The sequence below is a fragment of the Sinomonas gamaensis genome (assembly GCF_005876955.1).
Lineage (GTDB): Bacteria > Actinomycetota > Actinomycetes > Actinomycetales > Micrococcaceae > Sinomonas > Sinomonas gamaensis.
The window spans coordinates 1-17,410 of record NZ_SSCL01000018.1 but is presented as its reverse complement, the minus strand read 5'-3'; the positions used below and the strand labels follow the sequence as shown (position 1 = coordinate 17,410).

At 68.5% G+C, this 17,410-nt stretch carries 17 protein-coding genes; 15 read left to right on the top strand and 2 right to left on the bottom strand.

What is annotated here, in order from left to right:
• Positions 1-12 precede the first annotated feature (12 nt).
• Positions 13-978 carry a quinone oxidoreductase family protein gene (locus E5679_RS18215; protein ID WP_138418535.1) on the bottom strand — a complete coding sequence of 322 codons (966 nt, stop codon included), beginning with the start codon at positions 976-978 and terminating at the stop codon, positions 13-15.
• Between the two features lie 123 nt (positions 979-1,101).
• On the opposite strand from E5679_RS18215, the gene argC reads away from it, so the two are divergent.
• The 15 genes from argC to tyrS all read left to right on the top strand — a co-directional run bounded on the left by argC (position 1,102) and on the right by tyrS (position 17,020).
• Positions 1,102-2,148 (top strand): N-acetyl-gamma-glutamyl-phosphate reductase, encoded by a 1,047-nt coding sequence (gene argC / locus E5679_RS18210; RefSeq protein WP_138418533.1) that lies wholly within the window; start codon positions 1,102-1,104, stop codon positions 2,146-2,148.
• Complete coding sequence (gene argJ / locus E5679_RS18205) at positions 2,145-3,311, top strand: bifunctional glutamate N-acetyltransferase/amino-acid acetyltransferase ArgJ (protein WP_138418531.1); 1,167 nt, start codon at positions 2,145-2,147, stop codon at positions 3,309-3,311. The genes argC and argJ overlap by 4 nt, the downstream gene beginning before the upstream one ends.
• Positions 3,312-3,321: 10 nt before the next feature.
• Positions 3,322-4,263 (top strand): acetylglutamate kinase, encoded by a 942-nt coding sequence (argB, locus tag E5679_RS18200; protein WP_138418529.1) that lies wholly within the window; start codon positions 3,322-3,324, stop codon positions 4,261-4,263.
• Positions 4,260-5,564, top strand: a complete 1,305-nt coding sequence (locus E5679_RS18195) for an acetylornithine transaminase (protein WP_138418527.1) — start codon at positions 4,260-4,262, stop codon at positions 5,562-5,564. Before argB ends, E5679_RS18195 begins: the two co-directional genes overlap by 4 nt.
• Positions 5,561-6,538, top strand: a complete 978-nt coding sequence (gene argF, locus E5679_RS18190) for an ornithine carbamoyltransferase (RefSeq protein WP_138418525.1) — start codon at positions 5,561-5,563, stop codon at positions 6,536-6,538. Before E5679_RS18195 ends, argF begins: the two co-directional genes overlap by 4 nt.
• Positions 6,539-7,057: an arginine repressor gene (locus tag E5679_RS18185; protein WP_138418524.1), complete on the top strand. Its 519-nt coding sequence runs from the start codon at positions 6,539-6,541 to the stop codon at positions 7,055-7,057.
• Between the two features lie 37 nt (positions 7,058-7,094).
• On the top strand, positions 7,095-7,538 hold the full coding sequence (locus tag E5679_RS18180; protein WP_138418522.1) for an SRPBCC domain-containing protein: 444 nt from the start codon (positions 7,095-7,097) through the stop codon (positions 7,536-7,538).
• Positions 7,539-7,606: 68 nt separating this feature from the next.
• Positions 7,607-8,812, top strand: coding sequence for an argininosuccinate synthase (locus tag E5679_RS18175; RefSeq protein WP_138418520.1), 1,206 nt, complete (start codon positions 7,607-7,609; stop codon positions 8,810-8,812).
• Positions 8,813-8,817: 5 nt separating this feature from the next.
• Positions 8,818-10,230, top strand: coding sequence for an argininosuccinate lyase (gene argH, locus E5679_RS18170; RefSeq protein WP_249336218.1), 1,413 nt, complete (start codon positions 8,818-8,820; stop codon positions 10,228-10,230).
• Between the two features lie 49 nt (positions 10,231-10,279).
• Positions 10,280-11,083, top strand: a complete 804-nt coding sequence (locus tag E5679_RS18165) for a PIG-L deacetylase family protein (RefSeq protein WP_138418517.1) — start codon at positions 10,280-10,282, stop codon at positions 11,081-11,083.
• Between the two features lie 13 nt (positions 11,084-11,096).
• A complete protein-coding gene (locus tag E5679_RS18160) occupies positions 11,097-11,843 on the top strand; it encodes a maleylpyruvate isomerase family mycothiol-dependent enzyme (RefSeq protein ID WP_138418515.1) in 747 nt (248 codons plus the stop codon).
• 12 nt (positions 11,844-11,855) lie between these two features.
• Complete coding sequence (locus tag E5679_RS18155) at positions 11,856-12,533, top strand: DNA-3-methyladenine glycosylase (protein ID WP_138418513.1); 678 nt, start codon at positions 11,856-11,858, stop codon at positions 12,531-12,533.
• 235 nt (positions 12,534-12,768) lie between these two features.
• Positions 12,769-13,320, top strand: a complete 552-nt coding sequence (locus E5679_RS18150; protein WP_249336217.1) for an adenine phosphoribosyltransferase — start codon at positions 12,769-12,771, stop codon at positions 13,318-13,320.
• 106 nt (positions 13,321-13,426) lie between these two features.
• The gene (locus tag E5679_RS18145; RefSeq protein ID WP_138418605.1) at positions 13,427-15,682 is read left to right on the top strand and encodes a HelD family protein; all 2,256 of its coding nucleotides are present in this window, start codon (positions 13,427-13,429) and stop codon (positions 15,680-15,682) included.
• A gap of 30 nt (positions 15,683-15,712) precedes the next feature.
• A complete protein-coding gene (gene tyrS, locus E5679_RS18140) occupies positions 15,713-17,020 on the top strand; it encodes a tyrosine--tRNA ligase (protein WP_138418511.1) in 1,308 nt (435 codons plus the stop codon).
• 171 nt (positions 17,021-17,191) lie between these two features.
• Here tyrS and E5679_RS21105 read toward each other — a convergent pair.
• Positions 17,192-17,410: hypothetical protein (locus tag E5679_RS21105; protein ID WP_212747002.1), on the bottom strand; the 219-nt coding region annotated here is incomplete at its 5' end.

Here is a 17,410-nt window from a genome sequence, read left to right as displayed (position 1 = left end):
GGAGTGCTGGGGCTAGGGAACCAGGAGGACTTTGCCGGTGGTCGCGCGGCCTTCAAGCGCGCGGTGGGCGTCGGCGGCCTCCGCGAGCGGGAACGTCGCGCCGATCCGCACGGTCAGCGATCCGTCGGCCGCGGCGGAGAAGATCTCCGAGGACCGCCACAGGCGCTCCTGGGGATTGAGCAGGTGGTGCTTGAGGGTCGGACGGGTGAGGAACAGCGACCCTCCGGCGTTCAGTCGCTGGGGGTCCACTGGCGGGACAGGACCCGACGCGGCACCGAAAAGCACGAGATAGCCCCGCACGCGCAGGCAGCCGAGCGAGCCGTCGAACGTGTCGCGGCCAACGCCGTCGTACACCACGTCGACGCCGGCGCCGTTGGTGAGTTCGCGCACGTGCTCCGAGAAGCTTGAGTAGCGGATCACGTGGTCCGCGCCGGCGCCCTCGGCGAGCGCGGCCTTCTGGTCCGTCGAGACCGTTGTGATGACGCGGGCCCCTTTGGCCTTGAGCAGCTGGATCAGCAGGAGGCCCACGCCCCCTGCGCCGGCGTGCACGAGCACCGTCTGGCCCGGCTCCACCCGGAAGCTCGAATTGATGAGGTAGTGCGCCGTCATGCCCTGGAGGGGAAGCGCGGCGGCCGTCTCCAAGTCGAGGGCCTCCGGAACGGGGAGTGCCTTCTCGGCGTCGACGACCATGTACTCGGAGTAGGTCCGTCGCCCTTCGGCGGTGGCGATGCGGTCCCCGACGGCGAATCCCTCCACGCCGCCGCCGATCTCCTCGACGGTCCCGGATGCCTCTTCGCCCGGGGTGAAGGGGAAGGGCACGTTGTAGATGCCGCGGCGCTGGTAGGTCTCAATGAAGTTGACACCGGCCGCGGCGACCTTCACAAGGAGCTGGCCGGGGCCGACTTGGGGCTTCTCGACCTCCGTGAGGGAGAGGACTTCGGGGCCTCCCGCCTCTCGGGCAACGATGGCATTGATCATGGAGTTTCCTCTTTCGGCACAGCTTTCCTGAGTTCTCGTCCGCGTCCCATCCTAGGGGCGCGCCCTCGAATGCCGAATGCATAAATATTGATAACGCTGCATAACTTTGCCTATAGTGGTCAGGTGACTATTACCGCAGCAGTGTCCGGGGCCAGCGGCTACGCCGGGGGAGAGGTCCTCCGACTGCTCGCCAATCACCCTGAGATCGAGATCGGGGCCATTACCGCGCACAGCAGTGCGGGCAGCCGGCTCGGCGAGCTCCAGCCGCATCTCCTGTCGCTCGCCGATCGCGTCATCGTCGAGACGACCCCCGAGAACCTCGCAGGCCACGACGTGGTCTTCCTCGCGCTGCCGCACGGAGCCTCGGCCGAGGTTGCGGCGCAGCTTCCCGAGTCGACGCTCGTGATCGACGCCGGGGCCGATCACCGCCTCGAGGATCCTGAGGCCTGGTTCAAGTTCTACCGGTCCGAGCATGCCGGCACGTGGCCGTACGGGCTTCCTGAGCTGATGCTCGACGGCGGCCATCGCCAACGCGAGAAGCTCAAGGGAGCGCGCCGCATCGCCGTTCCGGGCTGCTACCCCACGTCGGCGCTGCTCGCGCTGGTGCCGGGGTTCGCCGCGGGGCTTCTTGAGGCCGACGACGTGGTGATCGTGTCCGCGTCCGGCACCTCGGGCGCCGGCAAGTCCGTCAAGCCCCATCTGCTGGGGTCTGAGGTCATGGGGTCGATGAGCCCGTATGGGGTCGGCGGCGGCCACCGCCACACTCCCGAGATCGAGCAGGGCCTGTCGAACGCCGCGGGCGAATCGGTCCGGGTCTCCTTCACGCCGACGCTTGCCCCCATGAGCCGCGGAATCCTGACGACGGCGACGGCGCGCGTGAAGGAGGGCGTCGCCGCCTCCGCTCTGAGATCTGCTTGGGAGACGGCCTACGGCGACGAGACCTTCATCCATCTCCTGCCCGAGGGCCAGTGGCCGGCGACGCAGATGGTCATCGGCTCGAACAACGTGGCGATCCAGCTCGCCTTCGATCCGCACGCCGGGCGGGTGATCGTGAGCTCCGTCATCGACAACCTCACCAAGGGCACCGCCGGCGGAGCGGTGCAGTCCATGAACATCGCGCTGGGGCTCCCTGAGGGCGCCGGCCTCGCACAGCTGGGAGTCGCCCCGTGACCGTGACCGCACCCAAGGGCTTCCGGGCCGCCGGCGTGACCGCCGGGATCAAGGCCTCGGGCAAGCCCGATCTGGCCCTCGTGGTCAACGACGGCCCGGACCGGAACGCCGCTGCCGTCTTCACCTCGAATCGCGTCGCGGCGGCCCCGGTCCGCTGGTCCCGGCAGGCGATCGCCGACGGGCGCGCCGACGCCGTGATCCTCAACTCGGGCGGGGCGAATGCCTGCACCGGGGCGGAAGGCTTCCAGAACACCCATCGCACCGCGGAGAAGACGGCCGAGGTCCTCGGGATCTCCGCAGGCGACGTGGTGGTGTGCTCCACGGGGCTCATCGGCGAGCAGCTGCCCATGGACAAGATCCTTCCGGGCGTCGAGTCCGCCGCGGCCGTTCTGGCCGACGACGGCGGGCATGACGCCGCCGTCGCGATCATGACGACCGACACCGTGCCGAAGGAGGCCGTCTTCACGGGAGCGGACGCACAGGGCACGCCGTACACGATCGGCGGCATCGCGAAGGGTGCGGGCATGCTCGCGCCCGGTCTTGCGACCATGCTCGTGGTCCTCACCACCGACGCGGCGGCAGCCCCCGAGTTCCTCGACTCGGCCCTGCGCGACGCGGCGCGCGTGACGTTCGACCGGGCCGACTCGGACGGCTGCATGTCCACCAATGACACGGTCGTCCTCCTCTCGTCCGGCGCCTCGGGCGCCGTGCCCGACGCACCGGATTTCACCGCCGGGCTCACCCAGGTGTGCGCCGAGCTTGCTTGCAAGCTCATCGGCGACGCCGAGGGGGCGAGCCACGACATCGCCATCCGGGCGTTCAACGCCGCCTCCGAGAGCGACGCCGAGATCGTGGCCCGGGCCGTCGCCCGGTCGAACCTGTTCAAGACCGCGATCTTCGGCAAGGACCCGAACTGGGGTCGGGTCCTCTCCGCCGTGGGGACGACCGACGCCGTCTTCGACCCGGACGAGCTCAATGTCGCGATCAACGGCGTCCAGGTGTGCCGCAAGGGCGGCATCGGGGACGACCGCTCGCTCGTGGACCTCGAACCGCGAGAAGTCCTCGTCGAGATCGACCTCGCCGCGGGTGAGGCGGAGGCGACCATTCTGACCAACGACCTCACGCACGACTACGTGCATGAAAACAGCGCGTACTCGAGCTGATCGGAAGCTCATGACTGAAGCAACAGCAGGACAGAACATCCGGCTCGCCATGGACAAGGCGGAGACGCTCATCGAAGCGCTCCCGTGGATCCAGAAGTTCGCCGGCAGCACCATGGTGGTGAAGTACGGCGGCAACGCGATGGTCAACGACGAGCTCCGCAGGGCCTTCGCCGAGGACATCGTCTTCCTCCACCACGTGGGGATCCGGCCCGTCGTCGTCCACGGCGGCGGCCCGCAGATCAACGCGATGCTGCAGCGCGTGGGGATCGAGAGCGAGTTCAAGGGCGGTCTCCGCGTCACGACACCCGAGGCGATGGACGTGGTGCGCATGGTCCTCACGGGCCAGGTCGGGCGCGAGCTTGTGGGTCTCATCAACTCCCACGGTCCGTACGCCGTCGGTCTTTCCGGCGAGGACGCGGGGCTGCTGCGTGCCGTGCGCACAGGCGCCGTCGTCGACGGCGAGGAAGTCGACCTCGGGCTCGTGGGCGAGGTCGTCGGCGTCGACCCCGCCGCCGTCCACGACATCCTCGAGGCGGGGCGCATCCCCGTGATCTCCACGGTGGCCCCCGAGGTCGAGGGGGAAGCGGACGGCGCGTACCAGCCCACCGGACAGGTCCTCAACGTCAACGCGGACACCGCCGCTGCCGCAGTCGCCGTGGCCCTCGACGCCTCGCGGCTCGTGATCCTCACCGACGTCGAGGGCCTCTACCGGAACTGGCCGGACAAGGACTCCCTCGTGTCGCAGATCTCGGCGACGGAGCTGCGGGACATGCTGCCCTCGCTCGAGTCGGGAATGATCCCCAAGATGGGCGCGTGCCTGAAGGCGGTCACGGAAGGCGTGGACCGCGCGGCGATCGTGGACGGGCGAAGCCCGCACACCATGCTGCTAGAGATCTTCACGAATGCGGGTGTCGGAACGCAGGTCGTGCCAGACGAGGAAGGGACCCAATGAGCACCTCCAGCACCCCCGAAGCCAGGCCTGTCTCGGAGCTGGTCGGCACGTCGACCGGCGAGTCCTGGCTCGCCCGCTACTCGAACTCCCTCATGGGCGTGTTCGGCACACCCCAGCGAGTCCTGGTCCGCGGTCAGGGCTGCTACGTCTGGGATGCCGACGGCAAGCAGTACCTCGACCTGCTCGGCGGCATAGCGGTCAACGCCCTCGGCCACGCGCATCCCTTCGTCACCAGCGTCATCTCGTCTCAGCTGGCCACTCTCGGCCACGTCTCGAACTTCTTCACCAGCCCAACCCAAGTGGCGCTTGCCGAGAAGCTCCTTGAGATCGCCCACGCGCCCGCCGGCTCGAAGGTGTTCTTCGCGAACTCCGGCACGGAGGCGAACGAGGCCGCGTTCAAGCTGGCACGCCGCAACTCGGAGGGCGGCCGCCGCACCAAGATCGTCGCGCTCGAGGGGGCCTTCCACGGGCGTACCATGGGCGCGCTCGCCCTGACCGCGAAGCAGGCCTACCGCGAGCCGTTCGCGCCGCTCCCGAGCGGCGTGGTGCACATCCCGTTCGGAGACCTCGACGCGCTCCGTGACGAAGTCGACGAGACCACGCAGGCGCTCTTCCTCGAGCCGATCCAGGGCGAGGCCGGCGTCATCCCGCTCCCCGACGGCTATCTGGCCGAGGCGCGGCGGATCACCCGAGAGGCCGGTGCCCTGCTCATCGTCGACGAGGTCCAGACGGGTATCGGCCGGACGGGGCAGTGGTTCGCGATCGAGGACTCGGGAATCCTGCCGGACGCGATGTCCCTCGCCAAGGGCCTGGGAGGCGGCTTCCCGATCGGTGCCCTCATCACCTTCGGCGCGGAGACGAGCGCCCTACTCACGGCCGGGCAGCACGGCACCACCTTCGGCGGAAACCCGGTCGCCACCGCCGCCGCCCTGGCGACGCTGCACACCATCGAGAGCCAGGGGCTCCTCGAGCATGTGCGCTCCGTCGGCGACGAGCTGCGCTCCAGGCTCGCGGACCTCCCCGAGGTCTCCGAGGTACGCGGGCGCGGCCTCCTCATCGGTTTCGACCTGACAGGCCCGGGCGGGGACGTCGCCGCGGTTCCGCAGAACGCCAACCTCGCGGCCGCCGTCGTCAATGCCGCCCTCGACGCAGGCTTCATCGTCAACGCGCCCGGTCCCCGCACCATCCGCCTCGCGCCGCCGCTCATCCTCAGCATCGAGCAGGCCGAGACCTTCGCTGCCGCGCTGCCGGACCTCGTGTCCACCGCAGCCGAAGCGCTCACCACCAAGGAGGCATCATGACCGAAGTCGCCGCGAAGACCGTCCGGCACTTCCTCAAGGACACCGACCTCAGCCCCGCCGAGCAGGCAGAGGTCCTCAGCCTCGCGCTCCGCCTCAAGGCCGAACCCTATTCGGTCCAGCCCCTCGCGGCCCAGGATTCGGCGCGCAAGACCGTCGCCGTCATCTTCGACAAGACGTCGACACGCACCCGCGTCTCGTTCTCGACCGGAATTTCCGATCTGGGCGGCACGCCGCTCATCATCAATCCGGGTGAGAGCCAGATCGGCCACAAGGAATCCGTCGAGGACACGGCGCGTGTGCTCGAGCGGATGGTCGCGGCGATCGTCTGGCGGACGGGCGCCCATCAGGGCCTCGTCGACATGGCCGCGAATTCGCGCGTCCCGGTCGTCAACGCGCTGTGCGACGACTACCACCCGTGCCAGCTGCTCGCCGATCTCCTGACCGTTCGGGAGCACAAGGGCGAACTCGCCGGCCTCACCATGGCGTACCTCGGCGACGCGGCGAACAACATGGCTAATTCCTATCTGCTGGCCGGGGTCACGGCGGGCATGCATGTGCGGATCGCCGGTCCCGCGGGCTACCTCCCAGCGTCGGAAATCGTGGCCGAGGCGGAGTCCGTCGCCGCTGAGACGGGCGGCTCGGTGCTCGTCACGGTCGACCCTGCGGCCGCTCTCGAGGGTGCCGACGTTGTGGCGACCGACACGTGGGTCTCCATGGGGCAGGAATCCGAGAAGGAGGCGCGTATGACGCTCTTCCGCGACTACAGCATCGACCCGGCAGCGATGGAGCTGGCCGCCCCTGACGCGATCTTCCTGCACTGCCTCCCGGCGTACCGGGGCTACGAAGTCGCCGCCGAGGTGATCGATGGCCCGCAGTCGGTCGTGTGGGACGAGGCGGAGAACCGTCTGCACGCGCAGAAGGCCCTCCTCGCGTGGCTCCTGCACCGCTCGGGCCAGGCCATGGTGGAGGGCTAGTTGAGCATCGCGTCCAGCCCCGCCCCGCAGACGAAGGCCGCGCGCCAGGCCCGCATCCGGCTGCTCCTCGCTGGCCAGTCGGTGCGCTCGCAGGCCGAGCTCGCCGCGCTTCTGGCGGACGACGGCGTGCAGGTCACCCAGGCGACGCTGTCCCGCGACCTCGTGGAGATCGGCGCCGTGCGGGTGCGCGGCGCCGATGGCGGACTCGTGTATGCGGTGCGCGGGGAAGGCGGGGACAGGAGCCCGCGCTCGGGGCTGGATCCCGAGGTGCTCGACGCGAGGCTCGCGAAGCTGTGCGCCGAGCTCCTGGTCACGGCGGAGGCGAGCGCGAACATGGTGGTGCTCCGCACACCGCCGGGAGCGGCGAACTTCCTCGCGCTGGCCATCGACCACTCCGTGATCCCGGCGATTCTGGGCACGATTGCCGGCGACGACACGGTCGTGATCGTCACGCGCGACCCCGACGGCGGGGAGGCGGTGGCTGCTCGCTTCCTCGAGCTCGCGTCTCAAGGCGCCTGAGCTTCACAGGAAGTTGCCGGGGCGGGACGATGGGGCCATGACTGATTCGACCGACCTCGCAGTCTTCGACCGCATCGAGAAGTCCATCGACATCGCAGCCCCGGCCGACCGCGTGTTCGAGTTCGTGTCCGAGCCGGGCTGGTTCATCAACGACGGGGAGTACCGCGCCCATGAGATCGAGCGCGACGGCGACGTGAGCCTCGTGCGCGACCCGGTCCACGGAGACTTCGGGATCCTCACCGTCGCCCTCGAGCCGCCCGCTCGGGCGGCGTTCCGCTGGGTGGGCGAGGGGGCGGGGTCCACTCTCGTTGAGTTCTCGGTCGAGGCGGTCGACGGCGGGGCGAGGCTGAGCGTCGTGGAGAGCGGCTTCGCGTCGCTGCCCGGGAGCGACGCCGACCGCCGAGCGGCATACGAAGGAAACAGCCAAGGCTGGGACATCGAGCTGGATGTGGCGCGCACCGCGTGCGAGGGTGCTGCATAGGTATGTAGACTTTTGAATAATCATTCGTAACTATTCAACAAGCATTCAAGTCATCTCAAGGAGAAAACGTGAAGGATCGTATTGTCCTCGCCTACTCGGGCGGCTTGGACACGTCCGTGGCCATCGGCTGGATCGGGGATGCGACCGGCGCCGAAGTCATCGCCGTCGCCGTGGACGTCGGGCAAGGCGGGGAGGATCTGGAGACGGTGCGCCAGCGCGCGCTCGGCTGCGGCGCGGTCGAAGCCTACGTGGCGGACGCCCGGGACGAGTTCGCGAACGAGTACTGCATGCCGACGCTCAAGGCGAACGGCCTCTACCAAGGGCATTACCCGCTCGTTTCGGCGATTTCGCGACCTGTCATCGTCAAGCACCTTGTGAAGGCGGCGCGCGAGTTCGGCGCATCGACGGTGGCGCACGGCTGCACCGGCAAGGGCAACGACCAGGTCCGCTTCGAGGTCGGCATCCAGACCCTCGGCCCCGACCTCAAGTGCATCGCGCCGGTCCGCGACCTCGCTCTCACCCGGGACAAGGCCATAGCGTACGCCGAGGAGAAGCGCCTCCCGATCGTCACCACGAAGAAGAACCCGTACTCCATCGACCAGAACGTCTGGGGCCGCGCCATCGAGACGGGTTACCTCGAGGACATCTGGAACGCCCCCACGAAGGACATCTACGACTACACGCAGAGCCCGGAGTTCCCGCCGGCGCCGGACGAGGTCACCATCACCTTCAAGGAGGGCGTGCCGACCGCCCTCGACGGCGTGGAGCACACCCCGCTGCAGATCATCCAGGAGCTCAACCGCCGCGCCGGCGCTCAGGGCGTGGGCCGCATCGACGTCGTCGAGGACCGCCTCGTGGGCATCAAGAGCCGCGAGATCTACGAGGCCCCCGGCGCCATGGCCCTCATCACGGCGCACAAGCACCTCGAGGACGTGACGATCGAGCGGGAGCATGCCCGTTTCAAGACCACCGTGGGCCAGCGCTGGTCCGAGCTCGTCTATGACGGCCAGTGGTTCTCGCCCCTGAAGCGCGCGCTCGACGTCTTCATCGACGACAGCCAGAAGTACGTCTCGGGCGATATCCGCATGGTCCTCCACGCCGGCACGGCAGTGGTGAACGGCCGCCGTTCCGACACCTCTCTCTATGACTTCAGCCTCGCGACCTACGACACGGGCGACACGTTCGACCAGTCGAGCGCGAAGGGCTTCATCGACATCTGGGGCATGGCCTCCAAGGTGGCCTCGGGGCGCGACCAGCGGGTCGCGGGGGAGTAGCCGGCGTGGCTGGTACGAACGAGGGTGCACTCTGGGGCGGGCGCTTCGCCGGGGGTCCGGCGGACGCCCTCGCCGCACTGAGCAAGTCCACGCATTTCGACTGGCGACTGGCGCGGTACGACATCGCAGGGTCCCGGGCGCACGCGCGCGTCCTCCACAGCGCAGGCCTGCTCGACGACGTCGAGCTCGCCGGAATGCTGGCGGCGCTCGATGAGCTCGACGCCGATGTCGCCTCGGGTGCCTACCAGCCGGCCGAGTCCGACGAGGACGTGCACGGCTCGCTCGAGCGCGGCCTCATCGAGCGCGCGGGCGCCCAGCTCGGCGGCAAGCTCCGCGCGGGCCGCTCCCGCAACGACCAGGTCGCCACGCTGGGACGCATGTTCCTCCGCGACCACGCGAGGATCGTCGCCCGCGGCGTCCTCGACACCGTGGATGCGCTCGTCGGCCAGGCTGAGGCCCACCCCGACGCAGCAATGCCCGGCCGGACACATCTCCAGCACGCGCAGCCGGTGCTCCTGAGCCACCATCTGCTCGCCCACGCGTGGGCCCTCCTTCGGGATGTGCAGCGGCTCCAGGACTGGGACAGGCGCGCGGCGGTCTCGCCTTACGGCTCGGGCGCGCTCGCGGGCTCGTCGCTGGGCCTCGATCCCGAGGCCGTCGCTGCGGACCTGGGCTTCGACTCGGCCGTGCACAACTCGATCGACGGCACCGCCTCGCGGGACGTCTTCGCCGAGTTTGCGTGGGTCGCGGCGATGATCGGTGTCGACCTCTCGAGGATCAGCGAGGAGGTCATCCTCTGGGCCACGAAGGAGTTCTCCTTCGTCACGCTGGACGATGCCTTCTCCACGGGATCGTCGATCATGCCCCAGAAGAAGAACCCCGATGTCGCCGAGCTCGCGCGCGGCAAGGCCGGGCGCTTGATCGGTGACCTCACGGGACTCCTCGCAACCCTCAAGGGACTGCCGCTCGCGTACAACCGCGACCTGCAGGAGGACAAGGAGCCCGTCTTCGATGCGGCCGACACCCTCGAGCTCCTGCTCCCGGCGGTGTCGGGGATGATTGCCACGCTCACGTTCAACACCGAGCGCATGGCCTCGCTCGCGCCGCAGGGGTTCGCCCTCGCGACGGATATCGCGGAGTGGCTGGTCCGCCAGGGCGTTCCGTTCCGCGAGGCGCATGAGCTCTCGGGCGCGGCCGTGCGGAGGGCTGAGAGCCGTGGGGTCGAGCTCTGGGACCTCACGGAAGAGGAGTACGCGGACATCAGCGCGGCCCTCACCCCCGAGGTGCGCTCGGTGCTGAGCACGGAAGGCTCGCTCGCGAGCCGCAGCGCACAGGGCGGCACGGCGCCGTCGGCCGTTGCCCGCCAGCTCGAGGCGCTCAAGGCCCAGCTCGCGGAGGCGCGCCAGTTCGTGAACTGAGGTGTTCCGCCCTTTCCTCGGGCGGAACACCCAGCGCATCATCAGTGGCATGTCGTCGCACCCGACATCCCGCACGCTCATGCTTGTCGTCGCCCATCCCGACGACGACGCATTCGGCATCGCCGGCTCCGTCGCCCTCCACGGCGACGAGCCGGTGTTCCGTTTTGTGCTGATCCACGCGACCGACGGGGCCGCAGGACAGATCGCTCCAGAGGTGGACGCTACTCCGGCGACCCTCGGAGTCGTCCGCCGGCTCGAGGCGCAGCGTGCGTGGAAGGCGCACGGGCGCGTTCCAGACCGCCATGTGTGGCTCGGCTACGATGACGGCGCGCTGGCGAGAGCCGACTTCGGCGCCCTGGTCTCCACCATCAGGTCGCTTCTCCTGGACGAGCGTCCCGACGTCGTCTTCACGTTCGGGCCGGACGGGATCACCGGCCACCCGGACCACATCGTCGTCGGCCACGCGACGGACGTCGCCTTCGCATCGCTGGCGGGCGACGGCGGCCGCGGGCTGAAGCGGCTCCTTCACGCGGCGATCAAGCAGTCCGCCTGGGAGCGGATCAACCGCGCGCGCATCCGCGCCGGAATGTCGCCCTGGGATCCCACGCTCGTCTACCATTTCCGCGGAATCCCGGACGAGCTCATCGATATCCGGGTGGACACCCGCGCCGTCGTCGAGCACGTCGTCGACGGCATCGCCGAGCACCGCAGCCAGCGGCTTTCCCTCTTCGAAGGACCGGTGACCCGGCAGACATGGCTCTCGATCGCGTCCCGCGAGTACTTCGTCCAGGCCTGGCCGCCCCGCGAACGCGGTCTGCCTCTCCTGAAGGACATCTTCGAGGGCCTCGAGTAGCTACTCTGAAGGCATGGGAACCAAAGCTGCTGCCCTCACCGACGAACGCCTCCTTGACGAGCTCCACACTGCCGCCCAGGGGGTGCGCCATGAGCTCGAACGCCTCTCGGACGATGCGGTGGGGCATCCCTCCGAGCTTCCCGGCTGGAGCCGCGGTCACGTGCTGGCGCATCTCGAGGGAATCTGCCTGGCCCTTGCCCGGCAGGTCGAGTACGCCCAGCGCGGGGAGAAGGTCGACCTCTACGACGGCGGCCAAGCGGCCCGTGACCGGGCGATCGAAGAAGGAGCCGGCGCAAGCGCGGAGCAGTATCGCGAGCGAGTGGGGTCGGCCCTCGACCGAGTGCTCGCCGCCTTCGAGTCGCTCGAGCCGGAGCAGTGGGAGGCGCCCGTGCGCTTCCGGAACGGAGTGGTCCGGGACGCTGCCCTCGCCCTCTGGCGGGAGCTCGTGATCCATCACAGCGACCTCGGGACGGGCTGCACCCAGCAGGAATGGACCGGCGACTTCTGCCACCACCTCCTCGACTTCCTCGAGCCTCGGGTGCCCGAGGGGGAGACGTTCCTTCTCCGTACCCAAGGCGGAGAGCGCATCACCTTGGGAGAGGGCTCGGACGGCGTGGTGGTCGAGGGCAGGCTCCAAGACCTCGCGGCGTGGCTTGCGGGACGCGAAATAGGCCGCGGAGCGGTCAGGGCAGAGCACGAGGGTCAGGCCGTTCCGCTGCCAGAGATTGGGCCTTGGCCGTCGGCCTTCGCATTCAAGTAGGCCGCCCCATTTATGGACGTCGCCTCTTCTATGGACTACAACGAGCTCGTCCACTGGCTCCACCGCGACCCAGTGGCAGTCGCCCCTGACCTTCTGGGCGGCGTTCTGACGCATACGACGGCGGAGGGAACCGTGGGCGTCCGACTCACCGAGGTGGAGGCGTACCGCGGCCACCGGGACTCGGAGCACGCCGACCCGGGCTCCCACTCCTACAACGGCCGAACTGCCCGGAACGAGGTCATGTGGGGGCCGCCGGGGCGGCTCTACGTGTACTTCACGTACGGGATGCACTACTGCGCGAACATCGTCTGCGGCCCCGTCGGCCGTTCCTCTGGGTGTCTGCTGCGGGCCGGCGAGATCGTGGAGGGGATCGATCTCGCCCGTTCCCGCAGGGCCGCGGCGCGACGGGATGCGGAGCTCGCGCGGGGCCCTGCCCGGCTCGCGCAGGCGCTCGGCATCGCACGCGAGCACAATGGCGCGGCCCTCGACGGCGGGGAGTTCAGGCTGGAGCCGCCCGCCCACCGCCTTGCGGGAGTGCTGAATGGCCCCCGGGTGGGCGTCGCGGGCGCAGGAGGTTCGGCGGAGTACCCGTGGCGCTTCTGGATCCCTGGCGAACCGAGCGTTTCCGCCTATCGTGCAGCGAAGCCGCGGACCCGAGCGCGCACGGCAGGGAACGCCGTCGTCCGCTGAGAGCCGTGAAAGAGCTTCGGGGCTTCCTGGGCGCGGTGCCGCCGTGCCGGACCAGAGCCCAGCGTCGATGAGCGGGAAGAGCTGCTAGGCGTGCAGGGGCGCGAGCGGAAGCAGGCCAATCCCATGCCCGGAAAGGGCCAGCGTGTGATGGATGCGGACATTGAAGCACCCGCCAATGGCCTCCAGACCGCCGAATGGGCCTATGTGGAAATGAACTTTCGACTAACGTGAAACGGTGACCGCCGAATCCGCAGCCCGTGAGCCCATCCACGCCATCCTCGACCGTTTGTGCGCCACTGTTGAGGACTATCCGAAGCCCGGAATCACCTTCAAGGACCTCACGCCGGTGTTCGCCGACGGCGAGGGATTGCGGGCCATGGTGGACGCTCTGACCGAGCCCTTCGTCGGCCGATTCGACCTCGTAGCAGGCGTCGAAGCGCGTGGGTTCCTGCTTGCGGCGGCCGCGGCCTACGCGACCAAGACGGGCGTGATCACCGTGCGGAAGAAGGGCAAGCTCCCGCGGACCACCCTCTCCGAGGACTACGCACTCGAGTACGGCAATGCGACGATCGAGGTGCACGAGGAGGACGTGCCAGCGGGTTCCCGCATCCTCCTGCTCGACGACGTCCTCGCCACGGGAGGAACTTTATCGGCGGCAACCCGCCTCATGGAGCGCACGGGCGCGCACGTGGTGGGCATCGGCGTCGTCCTCGAACTCGCAGGGCTCGGTGGACGGGCAGCGCTCGCTGGGCACGAGGTCCACTCCCTCCAGCGCATCGACCTGTGATCGGCGCGAGGGGGCGGCCAGCACGCCGCACTATGCGGTTAGCGGCATGTTCACTCAAATCGCTGTAAAATGGACGGTCCGTCATTGCAGTAAGGGGAACATGCCGATGCCCGACGCCGATCTGGCCCACGAACGCGACTACGTGAAGGGGCTGTACCACCGGCTCGATGAGCTGCGCGATGAGAAGCGCGCCCAGCTCGCTGCCGTGCGCAAGGCGGGAGCGATCGGTTCCGTGCAGAACATTTCAGAGCGTGACGCGTTCGCCGCCATGTACGAGGACCGGCTCGCGCAGCTCGATGCGGTGGAGGATCGGCTTGTCTTCGGCCGGCTTGATCTGGACAGCGGCGAGGCGCAGTACATCGGACGCATCGGGCTCAGCACCGAGGACCTGCGGCGCCTCATGGTCGACTGGCGGGCTCCCGAGGCGAGCCACTTCTATCAGGCGACGGCGTTCGACCGCCAGGGCGTGAGGCGGCGCCGCCACCTCATCCTCCAGGGCCGGGACGTCAAGGCCATCGAGGACGACATCCTGGATGCCGACATGCTCGAGGAGGCCGGGCACCATCAGGGCGAAGGCGCCCTGCTCGCCGCACTCAATTCGAAGCGCACCGGCCGCATGGCAGACATCGTCAGCACGATCCAGGCCGAGCAGGACCGCATCATCCGCGCGCCCATGCCAGGGGCCCTCGTTGTGCAGGGCGGCCCGGGCACGGGCAAGACCGCGGTGGCGCTGCACCGCGCGGCCTACCTCCTTTACAGCCACCGAGAGCGGCTCAAGTCTGCCGGCGTGCTTCTGGTGGGGCCATCGCCGTCGTTCATGAAGTACATCGAGCGGGTGCTTCCCTCCCTCGGCGAGACTGGGGTCGTCATGTCGAGCCTCGGCCGCCTCATGCCCGGCATCAGTGCTGTCCCGGAGGAGGACCCGCGGGTCGCGAAGCTCAAGGGGAGCAAGCGCATGGTGGACCTGGTGAGTGCGGCGGTCGCGAACCGGCAGCGCATTCCGGCCTCCGATCGGATCCTCGACGTCGAGGGCCAGAAGCTCGTGCTGAGCCCACGCCAGGTCCGCCGCGCGCGCGACAAGGCCCGTGCGACGGGCAAGCCGTACAACGAGGCCCGCAACACTTTCGTCAAGATCCTCCTGCGGGAGCTCACCGAGCAGCTGCAGACGAAGCTGGAAGCGTCCAGCGTCGGCAACAACGCGGACCGCTCGTATCTGGCGGAGGACGTGCGCCAGTCACGGGACGTCCGGGTAGCTCTCAACCTGTGCTGGATGCCGATCACGCCGCAGAAGCTCCTGACCGAATTGTTCTCGAAGCGCGCCCTCCTCGACGCCGTCGCCTCGGGCTTCACGCCCGAGGAGCGCGAGCTCCTGGAGCGGCCGGCCGACGCTCCCTGGACGGAAGCGGATGTGCCGCTCCTCGACGAGGCCGCGGAGCTCCTCGGGGAGATGGACGCAGCAGGCGGAACGGAAGCCGCCCGGAGGGAGGCGGAGCGGAAGCGGGATCTGGAGAACGCCGAGCGCACGCTCGCGAATCTCGACAGCACTTTGCGGGAGCAGGGGATCGACGGCGTGGTCAGCGCCGAGGACCTCGCCGACCTCCAGGAGTCGCGCGACGCGAGGCTCACCGCGGCCGAACGTGCGGTGGGGGACCGCACCTGGGCGTACGGCCACATCATCGTGGACGAGGCGCAGGAGCTCTCCTACATGCAGTGGCGTCTCCTGGTGCGGAGGTGCCCGCTGAAGTCCTTCACGATCGTGGGCGACATTGCCCAGACGAGTGCCGCCGCCGGTGCCTCGTCGTGGAGCGGTGCCCTGACGCCGTTCTTCGACGACCGCTGGCGGCTCGAGGAGCTCACGGTCAACTACCGGACGCCGAGCCAGATTGCGGAGGCAGCGGCCCGCATGGCGGCCGCCGCTGGGTTGACTGTTTCCGCCCCGAAAGCGGTACGCGAGGGCCAATGGCCGCCGATCGTGGATCGCGTGGGGGACGGCGACGTCGTGGGCCGGCTTGTTCAGACGATGCCGGAGGAGCTCGAGGCGGCCGATGGCGGTCTGGTCGCCGTGATCGCGCCCGAGGAGCTCGTCGAGAAGGCCCGTTCCGCCCTCAGCGAGGTCTACGGGCGTCGGGTTGGCTCGGGCGCGGGGAGCTTCGAGCAGGACATCGTGGTGATCGACCCTCGGGAGGCGAAGGGCCTCGAATTCGACGGCGTCGTGGTGCTCGAACCGGGCCGGATGGTGGACGAGCATCATGGCCGCGTGGGCGATCTCTATGTCGCGATGACCCGCCCGACGCAGCGCCTGCGGCTCATCGCCTCGGAGGCCCTGCCATCGGGGATCGAGGCGGAATTCGCAGCCCGCTGACGGACGCCGGTCACTGATACCGTAGAAGCCGTGCCGCAGACAGTACTCGATACGCAGAAGAACGATCCGAGCTTCCCGAACATCTGGCAGGAGCTCAAGTGGCGTGGCCTGATCCACGTCTCCACCGACGAGGCCGAGCTCGAGGCCCTTCTCGCCGGGGATCCGATCACGTATTACTGCGGCTTCGACCCCACGGCCCCGAGCCTGCACCTCGGCAACCTGGTCCAATTGCTCGTGCTCCGCAGGCTTCAGCTCGCTGGGCACAAGCCGTTGGGGCTCGTGGGCGGCTCCACGGGCCTCATCGGTGATCCGCGGCCGACGGCGGAGCGCACCTTGAACACGAAGGACACGGTCGCGGAGTGGGTTGGCTACCTCAAGGCCCAAGTCCAGCGCTTCCTGAGCTTCGATGGCGAGAACGCTGCCCGGATCGTCAACAACCTGGACTGGACTGCGCCGCTCTCGGCGATCGACTTCCTCCGGGACGTGGGCAAGCACTTCCGCGTGGGAACGATGCTGGGCAAGGATGCCGTCGCGTCTAGGCTCGCCTCCGACGAGGGCATCTCGTACACCGAGTTCAGCTACCAGATCCTTCAGGGGATGGACTACCTCGAGCTGTTCCGTCAGTACAACTGCGTCCTGGAGACCGGCGGGTCTGACCAGTGGGGCAATCTCACGAGCGGCACGGAGCTGATCCGGAAGGTCGAGGGGCAGCGCGTGCATGCCTTCGGCACGCCGCTGATCACGAACGCCGACGGGACGAAGTTCGGCAAGAGCGAGGGCAACGCCATCTGGCTCGACCCATCCATGTGCTCGCCGTACACGTTCTACCAGTTCTGGCTCAACACGTCTGATGCCGATGTGATCGATCGTCTCAAGGTCTTCACCTTCCTCACCCGCGCCGAGATCGAGGAGCTCGAATCCGCGGTGAAGGATCGACCCTTCGCGCGGGAGGCGCAGCGCCGTCTCGCGTTCGAGGTGACCTCCACCGTCCATGGCGTCGGCGCGACGGAGAAGGTGATCGCGGCATCGGCGGCCCTGTTCGGCAACGGCGACCTCGGCGTGCTCGATGAAAGCACCCTGGAGGCGGCGACGGCGGAGCTCACCACCGCGGCCGTCACGCCGTCGCAGTTGGGGATCATCGATCTTCTCGTCGTCACGGGCCTCTCTGACAGCAAGTCCGCCGCACGCCGGACCGTGGGCGAAGGCGGTGCCTACGTCAACAACATCAAGGTCACGGACCCGGAGGCGGTCGTGGATTCGGAGCAGGCGCTCCATGGCCGTTACTTCCTGGTGCGCCGTGGCAAGAAGAACCTCGCGACGGCCGTCCTGACGAGCTGAGCAACGCTGTTCCTAGCGGCGGCTGTAGCACCTCATCCGCCCAGACTCCTGCGCGACACGCCCGGGGGTCTGGGCGGATTTGCCGCCTCTGACGGGTGCGTGTACAGTATTTCGAGTCGCCGCCGCTGAGCGGAGACGAAAATCCTTCACTGATCGGCCGCAACGCATAATTCACGGATGATCCGCGGATTTGCGAAATGGCGAATGGGAAGGTAAATTAGAACCTCGTTCCGCAGGGGCGATGCCGGAAAAAAAGTCCGGTATTCCTGGTGGACCGGTTGTTTGAGAACTCAATAGTGTGCCATGTTCGATTCGATGCCATTTTTTTGATGGCTGATTTTGTCTGGTCTGCTGCACCCCCGTGCAGTTGGGCTGGGCGTTGGCCTGGAT